This is a genomic window from Bradyrhizobium sp. LM2.9, assembly GCF_054056555.1.
The window spans coordinates 2,535,016-2,551,625 of record NZ_JBSRYJ010000002.1 but is presented as its reverse complement, the minus strand read 5'-3'; the positions used below and the strand labels follow the sequence as shown (position 1 = coordinate 2,551,625).

Annotated in this window: 13 protein-coding genes, 1 tRNA gene and 4 pseudogenes; 13 read left to right on the top strand and 5 right to left on the bottom strand. The window is 64.0% G+C overall.

Going from position 1 to position 16,610, the window contains the following annotated elements:
* The first annotated feature begins 23 nt into the window (after nt 1–23).
* Nucleotides 24–239, top strand: coding sequence for a hypothetical protein (locus tag ACVWW3_RS13760; RefSeq protein ID WP_247340620.1), 216 nt, complete (start codon nt 24–26; stop codon nt 237–239).
* Here ACVWW3_RS13760 and ACVWW3_RS13755 read toward each other — a convergent pair.
* Nucleotides 226–1,119 carry a LysR family transcriptional regulator gene (locus ACVWW3_RS13755; RefSeq protein WP_247340618.1) on the bottom strand — a complete coding sequence of 298 codons (894 nt, stop codon included), beginning with the start codon at nt 1,117–1,119 and terminating at the stop codon, nt 226–228. The genes ACVWW3_RS13760 and ACVWW3_RS13755 overlap by 14 nt on opposite strands.
* 97 nt (nt 1,120–1,216) lie before the next feature.
* On the opposite strand from ACVWW3_RS13755, the gene ACVWW3_RS13750 reads away from it, so the two are divergent.
* From ACVWW3_RS13750 to ACVWW3_RS13715, 8 genes and pseudogenes are all read left to right on the top strand, one after another.
* On the top strand, nt 1,217–2,194 hold the full coding sequence (locus ACVWW3_RS13750) for an NAD(P)H-dependent flavin oxidoreductase (protein WP_456649610.1): 978 nt from the start codon (nt 1,217–1,219) through the stop codon (nt 2,192–2,194).
* 19 nt (nt 2,195–2,213) lie between these two features.
* Nucleotides 2,214–3,291 (top strand): annotated as a pseudogene (locus ACVWW3_RS13745) (NAD(P)H-dependent flavin oxidoreductase).
* Nucleotides 3,292–3,367: 76 nt separating this feature from the next.
* The gene (gatC, locus tag ACVWW3_RS13740; protein ID WP_375314258.1) at nt 3,368–3,655 is read left to right on the top strand and encodes an Asp-tRNA(Asn)/Glu-tRNA(Gln) amidotransferase subunit GatC; all 288 of its coding nucleotides are present in this window, start codon (nt 3,368–3,370) and stop codon (nt 3,653–3,655) included.
* A gap of 18 nt (nt 3,656–3,673) precedes the next feature.
* Nucleotides 3,674–3,886 (top strand): hypothetical protein, encoded by a 213-nt coding sequence (locus ACVWW3_RS13735; protein WP_007611210.1) that lies wholly within the window; start codon nt 3,674–3,676, stop codon nt 3,884–3,886.
* Nucleotides 3,883–5,360 (top strand): annotated as a pseudogene (gene gatA, locus ACVWW3_RS13730) (Asp-tRNA(Asn)/Glu-tRNA(Gln) amidotransferase subunit GatA). The gene ACVWW3_RS13735 and the pseudogene gatA overlap by 4 nt, the downstream one beginning before the upstream one ends.
* A complete protein-coding gene (locus ACVWW3_RS13725; RefSeq protein ID WP_354051635.1) occupies nt 5,351–5,653 on the top strand; it encodes a hypothetical protein in 303 nt (100 codons plus the stop codon). The pseudogene gatA and the gene ACVWW3_RS13725 overlap by 10 nt, the downstream one beginning before the upstream one ends.
* Complete coding sequence (gene gatB / locus ACVWW3_RS13720) at nt 5,650–7,128, top strand: Asp-tRNA(Asn)/Glu-tRNA(Gln) amidotransferase subunit GatB (protein WP_456649612.1); 1,479 nt, start codon at nt 5,650–5,652, stop codon at nt 7,126–7,128. The genes ACVWW3_RS13725 and gatB overlap by 4 nt, the downstream gene beginning before the upstream one ends.
* A gap of 1,505 nt (nt 7,129–8,633) precedes the next feature.
* Nucleotides 8,634–8,900, top strand: a complete 267-nt coding sequence (locus tag ACVWW3_RS13715) for a hypothetical protein (protein ID WP_247340607.1) — start codon at nt 8,634–8,636, stop codon at nt 8,898–8,900.
* Nucleotides 8,901–9,287: 387 nt separating this feature from the next.
* Here ACVWW3_RS13715 and ACVWW3_RS13710 read toward each other — a convergent pair.
* Nucleotides 9,288–9,380: transfer RNA gene (locus tag ACVWW3_RS13710), tRNA-Ser, on the bottom strand.
* A gap of 488 nt (nt 9,381–9,868) precedes the next feature.
* Nucleotides 9,869–12,331 carry a transglycosylase SLT domain-containing protein gene (locus tag ACVWW3_RS13705; protein WP_456649613.1) on the bottom strand — a complete coding sequence of 821 codons (2,463 nt, stop codon included), beginning with the start codon at nt 12,329–12,331 and terminating at the stop codon, nt 9,869–9,871.
* Nucleotides 12,332–12,573: 242 nt separating this feature from the next.
* On the opposite strand from ACVWW3_RS13705, the gene dapA reads away from it, so the two are divergent.
* The 4 genes and pseudogenes from dapA (at nt 12,574) to ACVWW3_RS13685 (ending at nt 15,073) form a co-directional block, all read left to right on the top strand.
* Nucleotides 12,574–13,464, top strand: a complete 891-nt coding sequence (dapA, locus tag ACVWW3_RS13700; RefSeq protein WP_247340605.1) for a 4-hydroxy-tetrahydrodipicolinate synthase — start codon at nt 12,574–12,576, stop codon at nt 13,462–13,464.
* A 57-nt stretch (nt 13,465–13,521) separates the two neighbouring features.
* Nucleotides 13,522–13,939 (top strand): annotated as a pseudogene (gene mscL / locus ACVWW3_RS13695) (large conductance mechanosensitive channel protein MscL).
* A 74-nt stretch (nt 13,940–14,013) separates the two neighbouring features.
* Nucleotides 14,014–14,487 carry an SsrA-binding protein SmpB gene (smpB, locus tag ACVWW3_RS13690; protein WP_247321757.1) on the top strand — a complete coding sequence of 158 codons (474 nt, stop codon included), beginning with the start codon at nt 14,014–14,016 and terminating at the stop codon, nt 14,485–14,487.
* Between the two features lie 4 nt (nt 14,488–14,491).
* Complete coding sequence (locus tag ACVWW3_RS13685; RefSeq protein ID WP_354104935.1) at nt 14,492–15,073, top strand: peroxiredoxin; 582 nt, start codon at nt 14,492–14,494, stop codon at nt 15,071–15,073.
* Here the strand turns inward: ACVWW3_RS13685 and ACVWW3_RS13680 are convergent.
* Both ACVWW3_RS13680 and ACVWW3_RS13675 read right to left on the bottom strand, forming a co-directional pair.
* Nucleotides 15,070–15,745: pseudogene (locus ACVWW3_RS13680) on the bottom strand (uracil-DNA glycosylase). The gene ACVWW3_RS13685 and the pseudogene ACVWW3_RS13680 overlap by 4 nt on opposite strands.
* Nucleotides 15,726–16,370, bottom strand: a complete 645-nt coding sequence (locus tag ACVWW3_RS13675; protein ID WP_247444292.1) for a LabA-like NYN domain-containing protein — start codon at nt 16,368–16,370, stop codon at nt 15,726–15,728. Before ACVWW3_RS13675 ends, ACVWW3_RS13680 begins: the two are co-directional and overlap by 20 nt.
* Nucleotides 16,371–16,610 lie beyond the last annotated feature (240 nt).

Sequence of the window (16,610 nt, the reverse complement as noted above, 5' to 3'; positions counted from 1 at the left end):
CGCTACGGAGTGAACCCGAAACAATGGATGCGCTGACACTATTTGGCCTGTTCGCCGTGACGGCGATGCTGGTCACTTACGCCCTGGAAGACCGCAGCCACTGGTTCGTGCTGCTGTTCGCGATGTCCTGCGTGCTCGGTTCGGCTTACGGCTTCCTGCAAGGGGCCTGGCCGTTCGGCGTCGTCGAGGCGATCTGGGCCGTCGTGGCGCTGCGGCGATGGCGTCTCAGGCCGCGATGACGTCGTCGTTTTTCTTCAGGCAGGCGGCGGAAAACCCGCTGAGCGCGCTGGTTTGATGCCCGGCGCGGCGCTGGATGAAGAGGGTCTCGACGCGCGCATGCGAGGCGCCGAGCGCGTGGATCGTCACGCTGCCGTTGATCGCGCTGCGTTCGACGACCGCACGCGGCAGCAGCGTCACGCCCATGTCGGCGGCGACACAGCCGATCATGCCGTCGAGCGTGCCGAGCTCGAAGCGTGCGGCTGACGGCCAGCCGAACTCGACAAAAATCTGTTCGAGCCGCTGCCGGTAGGTGCAGCCGGTGCGGAACACCAGCGCGGTCGGGCCGGACTCCGGCGTGCCGGCGCGTAGCTCGGCGAGCGTGGCCCAGCGTCGCGCACTGACCAACACCAGCTCTTCGCGGAACGCGCTTGTCGCGGTGAGATCGGCATGCGCAATCGGACCCGCGACGAAGGCGCCGTCGAGCGTGCCTTCGAGCACGCTCGCGACGAGGTCGGCGGTGGGCGCGGTACGCAGGCTCAGCCGGACGGCAGGAAAGCGGCGATGAAAGTCCGCGAGCAATGGCGGCAGCCGCACCGCCGCGGTGGTTTCCATCGAGCCGATCGCAAGCGGTCCCTTCGGCTCGCCGTCGTCGCGGGCGGCAAGCACAGCTTCGCGTGATAATGCGGCCATCCGCTGTGCGTAAGGCAAAAGGCGCTTGCCCGCGCTCGTCAGCGTCATGCCGCGGCTGTGCCGCTCGAATAGCGGCGTGCCGATCTCGGCCTCCAGCGCCTTCACACGCTGGGTGACGTTGGACTGCACGGTGTTGAGCTCTTCCGCGGCGCGGGTGATGCCGCCGGTGCGGGCAACCGCCGCAAAGGTCTGGATGTCGCTGAGTTCCATCGTATCGTTTCGCTTTTGAGATGGTTGCGTTCACTGGAAATCATTTTTCCAGAATGTTATTCAAGCCTAGTGTCCGTGTCCAGCCGGGAGGGAGACTATGCCGATCGTGACATCGCTGACCCAGCTGCTGGGAATCACGCATCCGATCCTGTTGGCGCCGATGGATACGATCGCGGGCAGCCGGCTGACGCGGGCCGTCAGCGAAGCCGGCGGTTTCGGGATTTTGGGTGGCGGCTATGGCGACCGGGCCCGGCTCGAGGCCGAGGCAAAGAGATTGAGCGGGTTTGCGCCATTCGGCATCGGCTTCATCACCTGGAGCCTCGCAAAACAACCTGAACTTCTCGACGTTGCGCTGGATGCCAAACCGCAGGCGATCATGCTGTCGTTCGGTGATCCCGCGCCGTTTGCGGCGCGCATCAAGGCGTGCGGGGCGCGCTTGATCTGCCAGGTGCAGAGCGAGGACATGGCGAAGCAGGCGCTCGACGCCGGTGCGGACATCCTGATCGCGCAGGGCACCGAAGCCGGCGGCCATGGCGCATCGCGCACCACCGTCGATATCGTGCCTGTTATCGTCGATCTCGCGGCCGGGCGCGTGCCGGTCGTTGCCGCCGGCGGAATTGCCGATGGCCGCGGGCTCGCGGCGATGATGATGCTGGGCGCCGCCGGCGTGCTGATCGGAACGCGCTTCTATGCGAGCGTGGAGGCCGACGGTGCGGAGGAAGCGAAGCAGCGCATTCGCGACGCTGATCCCAATGACACGGTGCGCGGCGTTATCGTCGACTGGTCGCGCAGCCTGTTCTGGCCGGCTCCGTTCACCGCGCGAACGCTGGTCAACGATCATATCAGGCGCTGGACCGGCCGCGAGATCGAGCTGATGCAGCGCGCGGCCGAGGTGACCGTTGAGTATGCTGCGGCAAGGGCCGCGGGCAATTTTGAGGTCGCCGCGGTCTTTGCCGGCGAGGCTGTCGGCCTGATCCATGATATTCCGCCCGCCGCCGAGATCGTCGAACGTATCGCGACCGAGGCCGAGCAACTGCTAACCGGCCGGCGTAATTCCATGGCACCGCTTGCCTGAACCACGAGAGAGCAAAACCATGTGGCCTGACCGTCGATTGATCGACCTCTTCAAGACCGAATTTCCGATCGTGCTGGCGCCGATGGCTGGTGTGATGGATGCGGAACTGGTGATCGCCGTCGCGCAAGGCGGTGCGCTGGGTTCGCTGCCGAGCGCGATGCTGTCGCCGGATAAGGCGCGCGAGCAGGTCAATTTCATCCGACAACGCGTCTCCGCGCCGGTGAACATGAACTTCTTCTGCCATACACCGGTCGAGCTCACGGCCGAGGCGGAGGCGCGCTGGAAGCATCGGCTCGCGGGCTACTACAGCGAGCATGGCCTCGATCCCGCCGCACCCATCAATGCCGCAAACCGCGCACCGTTCGACCCCGGCTTCTGCGAGGTCGTGGAGGAGTTGAAGCCGGAGATCGTCAGCTTCCATTTCGGCCTGCCCGAGGACGCGCTGCTCAAGCGGGTCAAGGCGGCAGGATGTCTCGTCATCTCCTCGGCGACCACGGTGAGGGAGGCGGTCTGGCTCGAGCAGCACGGCGCTGACGCGGTGATCGCACAAGGTGCGGAGGCTGGCGGCCATCGCGGCATGTTCCTGACCGACAAGATCTCGGAACAGCCCGGCACCTTTGCGCTGGTGCCGCAGGTGGTCGACGCGGTGAAGGTGCCGGTCATTGCGGCCGGCGGCATTGCGGATGGTCGCGGTATCGCGGCGGCGTTTGCGCTCGGCGCGGCCGGCGTGCAGATCGGGAGCGCCTATCTGCGTTGTCCGGAATCCAAGGTCAGTGCGGCGGCCCGCGCGGCGCTCGCCGAAGGACGGGACGATTCCACCGTCATCACCAATGTCATGACCGGGCGGCCGGCGCGCGGCGTCCAGAACCGTCTGATGCGCGAGGCCGGCCCGATCTCGCCGGATGCGCCGCCATTTCCCCATGCCGCAACGGCGCTCGGACCGCTGAAGGCGGCTGCCGAGAAGCAGGGCAGGGTGGATTTCACCAATCTCTGGGCCGGCCAGGCCCATTGCCTTGGGCCGCGAGGTCCCGGCGGCCGAATTGACCCGGGATCTCGCCAGATTGGCACTTGCCCGGATGAAGGCGCTGGCCGGCTAGTCCCCAGCGCCGGTTGCGGCGCAAAAGCGGCCTCTGCTATACGGCACATAGGTTTTGCCGTGAGAGGCCTTATATTATGTCCGTCGACGCCGCTACCGTCCGCCGCATCGCGCATCTGGCGCGCATTGCTGTTTCCGAAGGCGAGGTTCCGCATCTGCAGGCCGAGCTGAACGCCATGCTCGCCTTTGTCGAGCAGCTCTCGGAGGTCAATGTCGAGGGCGTGGAGCCGATGACTTCGGTCACCCCGATGCAGATGAAGAAGCGGCAAGACGTGGTCAACGACGGCGAGATCGCCGACGATATCGTTGCCAATGCGCCGGCGACCGAAGGTCACTTCTTTCTTGTGCCCAAAGTGGTCGAGTAATTCTCAGGACGCAGTCCGATGTGCATGCTTTGCGACGACGAGAAGGCCTATCAGGCATACATGAACTATCTCGACAAGATGGAGAGGCAGGGCAAGGCTGCCGACCCCAACGTCGCCGTCAATGCCGTGCTCGACGAGATCGAGGCGGCTGCGAAAGCGGCCGCCAAGAAAGACGACCCGGCCAACGACAAGTCCCTGTCTCCGTTCTTCTGCAGCCCGATCAATAAATGACCGATTTGACATCGCTGACGCTCGCCGAAGCCCGCAAGGGCCTCGCGGCCAAGACTTTCACGTCACTCGAGCTGACCGATGCGCATCTGAACGCGATCGAAGCCGCGCGCGTGCTCAATGCTTTCGTCATGGAGACGCCGGATCAGGCGCGGACCATGGCGCGCGAGGCGGATGCCAGGATCCGGAAAGGCGATGCGGGGCCGCTCGCTGGCATTCCGCTCGGCATCAAGGACCTGTTCGCGACCAAGGGCGTGCGCACCACGGCGTGTTCAAAAATCCTCGGCAATTTCGTGCCGACCTACGAGTCCACCATCACCTCGCAGCTCTGGCGCGACGGCGCGGTGATGCTGGGCAAGCTCAACAATGACGAGTTCGCGATGGGCTCGTCGAACGAGACCTCGTGCTTCGGCCCGGTCGGCAATCCCTGGCGGCGCGACGGAAGCAACACGACGCTGGTGCCGGGCGGCTCGTCCGGCGGCTCGGCCTCTGCGGTGGCCGCGCTGCTCTGCATGGGCGCGACCGCGACCGATACCGGCGGCTCGATCCGTCAGCCGGCGGCGTTCACCGCGACCGTCGGCATCAAGCCGACCTATGGCCGCTGCTCGCGCTGGGGCATCGTCGCCTTTGCCTCCTCGCTCGACCAGGCCGGTCCGATCGCGCGCAGCACGCGCGATGCCGCGATGCTGCTGCGCTCGATGGCCGGCCACGATCCGAAGGACACGACCTCGGTCGATATCCCCGTGCCGGACTATGAGGCCGCGATTGGCAAGTCCGTGAAGGGCATGAAGATCGGCATTCCCAGGGAATACCGTCTCGACGGCATGCCGGCCGAGATCGAAAAACTTTGGGAAGCGGGCGCGGCCTGGCTGAAGGCGGCCGGCGCCGAACTGGTCGAGATATCGCTGCCGCATACGAAGTACGCGCTGCCGGCCTATTACATCGTGGCGCCGGCGGAGGCGTCCTCCAACCTCGCGCGCTACGACGGCGTGCGCTACGGTTTGCGCGAGCAGGGCAGGAATATCAACGAACTCTACGAGAACACCCGTGCTGAAGGTTTTGGCGCGGAGGTGAAGCGCCGCGTCATGATCGGCACCTACGTGCTCTCGGCCGGCTATTACGACGCCTACTATTTGCGCGCCCAGAAGGTGCGTACGCTGATCAAGAAGGATTTTTCGAGGACTGCTTCGCCAAGGGCGTCGACGCGATCCTGACGCCGGCGACGCCGTCGGCGGCCTTCGGCATCGGCGAGAAGGGCGGCGCCGACCCCGTCGAGATGTACCTCAACGATATCTTCACGGTGACCGTGAACATGGCGGGGTTGCCCGGCATCGCGGTGCCCGCCGGCAAGGACGCGCAGGGCCTGCCGCTCGGCCTTCAGCTGATCGGCCGGCCCTTCGACGAGGAGACGCTGTTCTCGCTCGGCGAGGTGATCGAGCAGGCGGCCGGCCGCTTCACGCCGGCGAAATGGTGGTGAATATGGCGGCGTATATCGCCAGCCTCGACGGCGCCGCGCCGGCGCCGGATCTCAGCGCGCCGCTCGCCGGCCTGTGGTGGGCCGCCAAGGGCGACTGGGACCAGGCGCACAAAATCGTTCAGGACGAGGGCAGCCGCGAAGCCGCCTGGGTGCACGCCTATCTGCACCGGGTCGAGGGCGACCTCGGCAATGCCGGCTATTGGTACCGCCAGGCCGGCCAGCCGGTGGCGAAGGATTCATTGCAGGCGGAGTGGGAGCGGATCGCTGCCACGCTGCTCGGGAGCGAGACATGAGCACGGCCACGCACAAGCTTCTCAGAGGCGCCACCGGCGACTGGGAGATGGTCATCGGCCTGGAGATCCATGCTCAGGTGACGTCGAACTCAAAACTGTTCTCGGGCGCCTCGACCGCGTTCGGCGGCGAGCCGAACAGTCACGTATCGCTGGTCGACGCCGCGATGCCGGGCATGCTGCCCGTCATCAACGAGGAATGCGTCAGGCAGGCTGTCATCACCGGGCTCGGCCTCAATGCGCAGATCAATCTGCGCTCGGTGTTCGACCGCAAGAACTATTTCTATCCGGACTCGCCGCAGGGCTACCAGATCAGCCAGTACAAGTCGCCGATCGTCGGCGAGGGCGAGGTCGTTGTCGAACTGGACGGCGGCGAGACCGCAACCATCGGCATCGAGCGACTGCATCTGGAGCAGGACGCCGGCAAGTCGCTGCACGACCAGTCGCCAACCCTGTCCTATGTCGACCTCAACCGTTCCGGCGTCGCGCTGATGGAGATCGTATCAAAACCGGACATCCGCGATGCCGAGCAGGCCAAGGCCTATGTGACCAAGCTGCGCTCGATCCTGCGCTATCTCGGCACCTGCGACGGCGACATGGAGAAGGGAAGCTTGCGCGCCGACGTCAACGTCTCCGTGCGCAAGCCGGGCGCGCCGCTCGGCACCCGCTGCGAGATCAAGAACATGAACTCGATCACCTTCATCGGCCAGGCGATCGAGTACGAGGCGCGGCGCCAGATCGAAATCCTCGAGGACGGCGGCGCGATTGACCAGGAGACCCGGCTCTACGACCCCAACAAGGGCGAGACGCGGTCGATGCGGTCCAAGGAAGAGGCGCACGACTATCGCTACTTCCCCGATCCCGACCTGTTGCCGCTGGAGTTCTCGCAAAGCTTCGTCGACGAGCTGAAGGCGAAGTTGCCCGAGCTGCCGGACCAGAAGAAGACGCGCTTCGTCGCGGATCTCGGCCTGTCGGCCTACGACGCCAGCGTGCTGGTCGCCGAGCGCGAGAGCGCGGTGTTCTACGAGACCGTGCTGGACAAGCTCGCCAACCGCGCGCGTGACGGCAAGGTCGCCGCGAACTGGGTCATCAACGAGCTGTTCGGCCGTCTCAACAAGGAAGGCCGGGATATTACGGGCACTCCGGTTGGCGCCGAGCAGTTGGCTGCGATCATCGACCTGATCGGCGAGGGCACCATCTCCGGCAAGATCGCCAAGGATCTGTTCGAGATCGTCTGGCAGGAGGGCGGCGATCCCCGCGCGTTGGTCGAAAGCCGCGGCATGAAGCAGGTGACCGATCTTTCGGCAATCGAAAAGGTGGTCGACGACATCATCGCGGCCAATCCCGACAAAGCCGCGCAGGTCAAGGACAAGCCGCAGTCGCTCGGCTGGTTCGTCGGCCAGGTGATGAAGGCGTCCGGCGGCAAAGCCAACCCGCAGAGCGTCAACGACCTGCTCAAGTCCAAGCTCGGCATCTGACTTCGCGCGTTCGAACGAGGTGACGGACACGCGTCGTCACCTCGCTTTCGGTTCGCGATGGGATGCTCGCGCGCATCCTCGGCGGCAAACTTCATCCTGATCGACCGCGATACGCCGACCGAATCGCCGCACGCGATTCGCGCAAAACGGCGGCTTGCACACGCTCTGACGAGCGCTCGCGGCGTTAATCATGAAAATATTTTCGTTGCCAAAAGTCGCGACTCAGAGTCCGCGAAGCGCCTTCGCGAGGCCGTCGCGGGATTGGAGATGCGCGTCGTCGCGACGATCGCGCGCGATGTGTGCGTGCAGAAAAATACTTGCTGCATAGTGTTTCCTGCAATTGCATCTCTCGCGGAAGCTGATGCGGCGGGCACTCTCCGCGATCGCAAGCACACGTCATGCAGTGCGCTTGCATCGCGCTCGCCAAGCGCACGCGTCTTTGCTCGTCAACACTTCTTTAAGCGAGACGCTGTTTTTTTCGTTGTGTTGGTGTATTCGGGATGAGTGTGCACTCGATCCCCGACTGCATGCAGCGATTAAGCCATCTCACACATCGGAGGGCAACATGGCCAAGAAAGCTAAGAAGGCGAAGAAGGCGAAGAAGGCGAAGTCCGCAGTGAAGAAGACTGCGAAGAAGACCCGCAAGGTCGCGAAGAAGAAGTAACTTCGCTTTTTGAAGTTGCCGGCTCCTAGAGAGCCGGCACGTCATCAGCGCCTCTCAAAAGGTTCTGGTCGACGATAGAGGGTGTCGGCGAGACATCAGGTCAACGGTCGGATCGTTCTCTTCGCGGGTTCGCTCGCTAAGCCCGGTCCGGCAGAAGAAACAAGTTTTCTTCGTTCGGTGCGGCTCTCCGTAAGGAGCTCCGCAATTTCACAGGCGGCCTTCGGGCCAACGTGAAATCTGGTCCTGACGTGTTCGCCGACGCCCTCGTTCTCTTGAGGCCGGGGTATTGCCGGCATTCCCATATCCGGACATTGCTGATCTGACCGCGACGTGGCTGCGCTGACGTGGCTGCTCTGCCTTGGCCGCTCTGCCTCGGGGCAGCCGAGGGCTGCGGCGCAAGTGCACGCTGTTCCCGCGCCGCTTCTCCATTCGCGGTGTCTTCGCCGGGCCCCGCCCGGGCGATCCGGTACGCCGCGGCCTCCCGTGGGACAATTGCTGTCTCTGGAATGCAGGTGACGACAGCGGGCGGGGACGCCACAGGACCCGCGTCACCGTGCGCGATGGTTATCGTTCTCCCAAGATCCCAAGGTAAACCGAATCTGACGAATTGCAGAAGTGCCTGCAAAACAGGGGCTTATTGCATTTATCGCGCGCGCCCCGGGCGGGCGCGTTTACGTCTGCTTCATCGCGATACTTAAACTGCCATTCAAATTTGCCCGCCATCATTACCTCCAACAAGCCGGCAAACGGCTTGGGCAAAAAGACGCTGGGATGAGTTGAACAGTTGATCGGACGGGAGCCGCGCTCGGGGGACGAGACGGCATAAAAAAGGGGATGCGTTATGTTTCAGGGTACTTTCGATCTGGAGACCGCGACACCTATCGACGCAGGCGCGCTGTCGGACGTGCTGTTCGAGCGCGGGATTTATTGGGCGAGCGGACGCTCCGGTCTCGTCGATCTCGTCGCCGCGCATAAATGGTTCAATCTTGCCGCCCTGAAGGGCCGCAAGGACGCCGTGACGCTGCGCCAGGAAATCGCCGGGCAGATGTCGGATGCCGAGATCTCGGCCGCGCAGCGCGATGCGAGGGCGTGGGTCTCGGCCCACTGAGCCCAGCATCACATCCGGGGCGGTGTTTTCGTTTTCATAGCTGAGCCTGATTACGCTGAGTCAAATGTGTTCGTCGTGCCGCCACTGAACCGGCGCGGCGTGAGCGACCCCGACGGGAATGACCCGGCGTGGGTCCGAGACTTACTCAATGGCTGCCTCAATGGCTGCCGATTCAGATCGCGGCCGACGACGGCGATCTGGAACTCGGACGGCCGCGGTGCCGATTGGCCCTCGCATGGGCCGATCTGGCGATCCATCCGCCGGATGCGGACACACCTATATCAGGAGAGCGCGAATCGAGCTGAACTCGTGGCGCTGATCCTTGCGCCGCGCACCGTCTCAACGATCGCTTTCAGATGATGGAACGCACGGATCTTTGATTCTGGGTGGCGGAGAGGGAGGGATTCGAACCCTCGATACAGCTTGAGACCGTATGACGCTTTAGCAAAGCGTTGCCTTCAGCCACTCGGCCACCTCTCCGGTGCGAGCCTTATGCATCTAATTACTTGGGCCGGTCAATTTGGAAGCGCGTGTTTTCGCTCGAATATTCCCAGCGATTTTCGAAACGAAGCGGTTTGCTCCCGGAGCGAGAACATAACGTCGCGACAACGGACACGGCGCTGGACCTTTTGCGGATGTAGCAAGGAGGGTTTCGGTCTCGTTGAACCCGGCTAAATAGTTGAATTTGCTTACAAATTAGGGGAGGCGGCTTGCTCGAGAGAAGCCTGTCAATGATTCGAATCCGTCCCGCCGATTCTGTTAAGCCATTGATTTTATTATTTCTTTCTGCCGTTGCATGTTCGCGCCCGTCTCTCGTAAATCGGCTGACAGGGGTTCGATCTTAGTCAGGCTGCAGGAAGTTCCTTCGCCATTAGTTCGACAACCCGTTCGCCAAACCGAGGAGCCGCCCCCGCGCCGGGCCGTCGTCCTCAATGGGCCTTCCCGGCAGCGAGCAAAGAGGGTGGCCTCTATTCCACGCTGCCGGCGCCGCGGCGCAAATCGGCCTCGATCTGCAAGCGCGTGCCGCCGCCGAAGCGAGCGCGGTAGACCTGAAGGTTCTCCATGATCCGCTGCACGTAGTTGCGCGTCTCGGAGAACGGGATCAGCTCGACCCAGTCGACCGCGTCGACCTTCGGGTCGCGCGGATCGCCGTAGCGATTGATCCACTTCTTCACACTGCCGCGGCCGGCATTGTAGGCGGCAAAGGTCATGATATAGGAGCCGCGATAATCCTCGAGCAGGCCGCCGAGCTCGGCCGAGCCGAGTGTGGCGTTGTAGACCGAATCGTTCTTCAGCCGCCCCAGATCGTAGGTCCCGCCGTGCCGTTTGCAGACATAGCGCGCGGCGTCCGGCGTCACCTGCATCAGCCCATAGGCCTGCGCCGGCGAGACGACTGAGGGGTTGAAGGCGCTCTCCTGCCGCGCGATGGCGTAGACGATGCTGCGCTCGACCTCGGGGCCGATCGGCGTGAACTGCGGAATGCCGTTAACGGGGTAGGCATAGAAATCGAACGGCAGCCCGCGATTAAGCGCGGCCTTGCCGAGCAGCAGCATGCCGCGCGCGTCGTTGTAGCGCTGGGTGAGCTCGCCGAGGCCGGCAAGCGCTTCGGGATCGCCGTTCTCGCCCATGTCGGCGAGAACAGGCACTGCCATCTCGCGCTCGTCGAGCTCGTAGAGCAGTTGCGCGGCGCGCACGATCTCCAGCCGTTCGGCGCCGCGGCCGCGTGGCTGGCTGTTGAGCTCGATCTGCGGCAGGCCGAGCTTGGCGCGTGCGAGCTGGCCGTAATAGCTGGTAGATTGCTCGGCTGCCCGCGCGTAGGCGTTGCGCGCCTCCTGCTGGCGGCCTGCCGCTTCGGCGGCGCGGCCCTGCCAATAGCCGGCGCGCGCCAGCGTGGTCGGATTGACGCTGCCGATCCCGATGCGGGCAAAATGCTGGGTGGCCGCCGCGGGATCGTTGAGGAAGCGCAGCGCGATCCAGCCGGCGGTGAATTCCTGCTCGGTCTTGTAGATGTCGCGCGAGGGCAGGGCCGCATCACGCGCGATCAGATAGGCGGTGCGGAATTCCTCGGTGTCGATCATCTTGCGCGCCAGCAGGCGCCGCTCGATCCACCATTCGTCGAGATTGTAGAGCCGGCCCGGATCCTTCGGTGCCGACAGCATGAGCTGGGCGGCTTCCGCGAATTTCTCCTCTCGGCGCAACAGCTGGATCTTGCTGAAGATGAAGCCGGGATCGCCATGCAGCTCGCGCGGCACGGCCTCGAGCAGCGCGCGTGCGTTCGGCGCTTTCCTGAGGGAGGCGATGCGGGCCTTGGCGAGGGCGACATAGCCGGCACCGAGGCGCTTTGCAGCACGCAGCGCGGCCTCGTTCTCGCTGCCGTAGAGCAGCGTGTCCATCCGCGCCTTCTGATCGCCGGGCGTCAGCAGCGCGCCGAACTGGTCGAGCGCGTTGTTCTCGGTGTCTTCCGACATCGCATCGCTGCGCCAGGCCTCGCGCACCAGACGTTCGGCGTTGGCGCGGTCGCCGCGCGCCAGCATCGCCTTGGCGAGCGTGAAGCGGCCCTTGGCGGACACGGGGGATTCATTCTCGAACCACGACCACGCGACTGAATCGTCGCGCCTGTCGTCCCACATCGCGGCCTCCAGACGCCGGCGCAGGAAGGTCTGCGACGGCCAGCTCGGATTGGCGGACAGGAAGGCGCGGTAGCGCTCCACGGTGGCGCCATTATCCTCGCCGCGCAGGATGATCCATTCCGCGAGTTTTCGCGCCACGGGATCCGACATCGTGGCCGCGGCATTGGTGGCGTCGCCCGACTTGCGCTTGCGCACGAGCTCGATAACGGTCTCCAGCGTGTCCTTGTCGGCTTGCGACGTCGAGGAGGTCGCAGCAACCGCGGCCGGCGTGACCGGCTTGCGCGGCGCGGCATGCTGGCGGGTCGCCGGCGCCAGGACCGGAGGCGCGACGGGCTTGGCGGGGGCCGGGGCGGTCGGTCTGACGGTGGCCGTCACGGACGGCGGGGATGCTGGTTTGGGAGGCGAACCATTGGCGGTCGGCGTTGATTTTGGCGCGGCGGCCGCCGCAGGCCTGGGCTTGTCCTTCGCGGGTTGTTTGCCGGCGTTCTTGCCAGCGTCCTTGCCAGCATTCGTGGCAGGCTTCTTCGCGGCATCCTTGGCGGGGGCGCTGGTCGCACCCTTGCTCGCGCCCTTGGCGGCGTCCTTGGCGGCGTCCTTCGAAGTTTCCTTGCCGGTTCCCTTGGACGACCCCTTTGCAGTGTTCCTGGCGGCTGGTTTCGCGGTGTCCTTCGCCGTGTCCTTGGCCCCTTCCGCGGTCGTCTCATTGGACTTGGCCCAGCCGGCGCAGCCGACCGATAGCCCTGCCATCAGGCACACGGCCAGACCGGTCAATCGCCATGTGGCACGCGGAAAGGAGGTCATGGCGTTCGTCGCCCCGAATCAGTCAATTGGCTCAGACCCAGTTGTACAAGATTTGGCTGTATTTGATTGAATATGCGGACAAAATTCCAACAGCCGCTTACCTTTGCCGGGTTTGCACCACCACAGCGGCAAAATCGCGGCCTAAACGGTGTGTCACACGGAAGCGGGTCTTTTACCGGCGGGATAGACCCGATATGAATGCGGATTGCTCTCGAGATCGCCGCGTACGGAGGAGGAAGTCCATGGCAGCCAAGACGAAATTCCGGGGTTCGTTCACCGCCTTGGTCACGCCGTTCAAGAACGGCTCGCTGGACGAGTCGGCGTTCCGCTCCCTGGTCAACTGGCAGATTTCAGAGGGCACCAACGGCCTGGTCCCCGTCGGCACCACCGGCGAGAGCCCGACGCTCAGCCATGACGAGCACAAGAAGGTCGTCGAATGGTGCATCGAGGAAGCGAAGGGCCGCGTGCCCGTCGTCGCCGGCGCCGGCTCCAACTCGACCAAGGAGGCGATCGAGCTCGCCCAGCACGCCGAGAAGGCGGGCGCGAACGCGGTGCTGGTCGTGACGCCTTACTACAACAAGCCGACCCAGGAAGGCATGTACCAGCACTTCAAGGCGATCAACGACGCGATCGGGATTCCGATCATCATCTACAACATTCCGCCGCGCTCGGTGATCGACATGTCGGTCGACACCATGAAGCGGCTATGGGAGCTGAAGAACATCGCCGGCGTCAAGGACGCCACAGCCAGCATGGTCCGCGTCTCGCAGCAACGCGCGGCGATGGGCGAGGAATTCAACCAGCTCTCCGGCGAGGATGCGACCATTCTCGGTTACATGGCCCATGGCGGGCATGGCTGCATTTCGGTGACTTCGAACGTCGCGCCGCGCCTGTGCTCGGAGTTCCAGGCCGCCTGGGCCAAGGGCGATCATGCCACTGCGCTGAAGCTGCACGACAAGCTGATGCCGCTGCACAACAACCTGTTCATCGAGAGCAACCCGGCGCCGATCAAGTACGCGCTGTCGTTGCTCGGCAAGCTGGACGAGACGCTGCGGCTGCCGATGGTGCCGGTCACCGAACCGACGCGCGTTGCCGTGCGTAGCGCCATGGTGCACGCCGGCCTGATCAACTGAGATCTGGGAATCCGCACTGGCTGGTCCCGTGCGTGACATCGAAGGAAGGGGACGGATATGCTGAAGGAATTCCGCGAATTCGCAATGAAGTGGCAACGTCGTCGATCTCGCCGTTGCCGTCATCATCGGCGCCGCCTTCGGTGCCATCGTGACGTCGATGGTCAACGACATCATCATGCCGATCATCGGTGCAGCCACCGGCGGCCTGGATTTCTCCAACTACTTCGTTGGACTCTCCAAGCAGGTCACGCAGACCAATCTTGTCGAAGCCAAGAAGCAGGGTGCGGTACTGGCCTATGGCAACTTCCTCACCTTGGTCGTGAACTTTGTCATCATCGCTTTCGTGCTGTTCATGGTCATCCGCACCATGAACCAGTTCAAGCGCAAGGACGAGGCCAAGCCCGCGGAGCCGCCGAAGCCGTCAGCGGAAGTCGCGCTCTTGACCGAGATCCGCGATCTCCTCAAGAAGTCTTGACGCGCGCGCTTCATCCAAACTGTTAGCGTCCTCGCGCGTCTCGATCAGGTTTCTTTGCCAGGTTTTTGAATGTCATGGCCGATAAGAACGAACGTCCTATCAAGGTCATGGCGGAAAATCGCAAGGCCCGCTTCAACTACGCCATCGAGGACACGGTCGAGGCCGGCATTGCGCTAACCGGCACCGAGGTCAAGTCGATCCGCAGCGGCAAGAGCACGATCGCGGAATCCTACGCCGATTCCAAGGACGGCGAGATCTGGCTGATCAACGCCACCATTCCGGAATATCTCCAGGGTAACCGCTTCAATCACGAGCCCAAACGGCCGCGAAAGCTGCTGCTGCATCGCAAGCAGATCAACAAGCTGATGGGCGCGGTCGATCGCGAAGGCATGACGCTGATCCCGCTCAAGCTTTACTTCAACGAGCGCGGTCGGGCCAAATTGCAACTCGCGGTCGCAAAGGGCAAGAAGCTGCACGATAAGCGCGAAACCGAGAAGAAGCGCGACTGGAGCCGGGAGAAGGGCCGCCTGCTGCGGGCGAGGGGCTAGCGAGATGACTCAGAAAAACCTGCTTGAGGTCGACTGGAGCCGGATTCCCGCCCCCGCAGATGACGGCGGCGCGGCGCATCTGAAAGGCATGACGCTGCCCGCGATCAGCCTGCTCGCGACCGACGACACTTCGGTGACGCTGTCGGCGCTCTCCGGTCGCACCGTGGTGTTCGCCTATCCACGCACCGGCGAGCCCGGCAAAATCTCGCTCGTCGACGATTGGGACATGATTCCCGGCGCCCGCGGTTGCACGCCGCAGACCTGCGCGTTTCGCGATCTGTTCGCCGAACTGAAGGCCGCCGGCGCCGCGCAGGTGTTCGGCCTCTCGACCCAGAGCAACGCGTACCAGACCGAGATGACCTCGCGGCTGCATCTGCCGTTCCCGGTGCTGTCGGACGAGAAGCTGGCGCTCACGCGCGCCCTGAATTTGCCGACCATGGAGGTCGCAGGCCTCACGCTGATCAAGCGCCTCGCGTTGATCGTCGACGACGCAGAGATCACGCATGTGTTCTATCCGGTGTTCCCGCCCGACCGGAACGCCGGCGATGTCCTGGACTGGTTGAAGGCCAATCCGGCCAAGACCTAGTCGAGATCCGCCTTCACCTTCGCGAACACGGAGCGGAACATGTCCGGCGTCAGCACGCGGGTGTTCGTGTTGTAGCGCGAGCAGTGATAGCTGTCGTAGAGCCTGAACGCGCCGGCCTGGTGCACCGCGCCGTGGCCGAAGGGGGCTTGCGATGCCTTCAGGTTCAGCGGCTTGAGCACAGTGTCGTGCGCAATGCGTCCGAGGGCGATGATCGCGCGCAGGTTCGGCATCGTTGCGAGATTCGCCAAGAGAAACTGGCGGCAGGTGTGGATCTCGACCGGCAGCGGCTTGTTCTGCGGCGGCACGCAATGCACCGCATTGGCGATCCGGCAGTCGACCAGCTTCAGGCCGTCGTCGGGACGCGCCTGATATTTGCCCTTGGCGAAACCGTATTCGAGCAGCGTGGCGTAGAGCAGGTCGCCGGCATAATCGCCGGTGAAGGGACGGCCGGTGCGGTTGGCCCCCTGCATCCCCGGCGCGAGCGCCGACGATCAGCAGGCGCGCCTTGATGTCGCCGAAAGGCGCAACCGGCGCATTGTGCCACAATGGCTCGCGCGCACGGTTGGCCTCGCGAAAGGCAACCAGGCGCGGACAGAGCGGACAGTCACGGTCGGGGACGACTGTGAGGGGCGGGCGGCTTGGCCGCGCCGCCTCACTCGTCGAGGTCGTCATCGCCCCTCGGCGCCATCGTCGTCGCGCGCTGGAGGAATTGCGGGGCATGATGGCGCGGCTCGCGCTCACCGCGGTCACGCGGGGCGGGGCGTTCGGACGGGTCACGGCCGAGCTTGGCCTGCAGCTCGACGAGGTCGGTGAAGACGTCGGCCTGGCGGCGCAGCTCGTCGGCGATCATCGGCGGCTGGCTGGCGATCGTGGAAATCACGGTGACCCGCACGCCGCGGCGCTGAACGGCCTCGACAAGGGAGCGGAAGTCGCCGTCACCCGAGAACAGCACCATCTGGTCGATGTGTTCGGCGAGTTCCATGGCGTCCACGGCGAGCTCGATGTCCATGTTGCCCTTGACCTTGCGGCGGCCGGAGGCGTCGATGAACTCCTTGGTCGCTTTGGTCACGACCGTGTAGCCGTTGTAGTCCAGCCAGTCGATCAGGGGGCGGATCGAGGAGTATTCCTGATCCTCAATGATCGCGGTGTAGTAGAATGCCCGCGTCAGTGTCCCGCGGCTCTGAAATTCCTTCAGAAGGCGCTTGTAATCGATATCGAAGCCGAGAGTTTTCGCCGTCGCGTAGAGATTGGCTCCGTCGATGAAGAGCGCGATCTTGTCGGTAGAGGAAGGTGACATTCAGTTTGCTCGCGTAGAGTTCGTGATTGATCGTTTATTGTTGGCGTGGCGACAGCAAGCCGCGCAGTTCTAAAGTCCCGCCGAAACCCGTCGAAACCGCAAATCCGGAGAAGCCGGGGCAATCAAGGTATAGTTATGGCGGACTTGCATACACCCCGCGCCGCCCTCGATGGCAGCCCGGGAAAACCACCCATCCCAGCCCCAATGTGGGCGTAGCAGAGCTGTTTGGCGAGGCCAAAT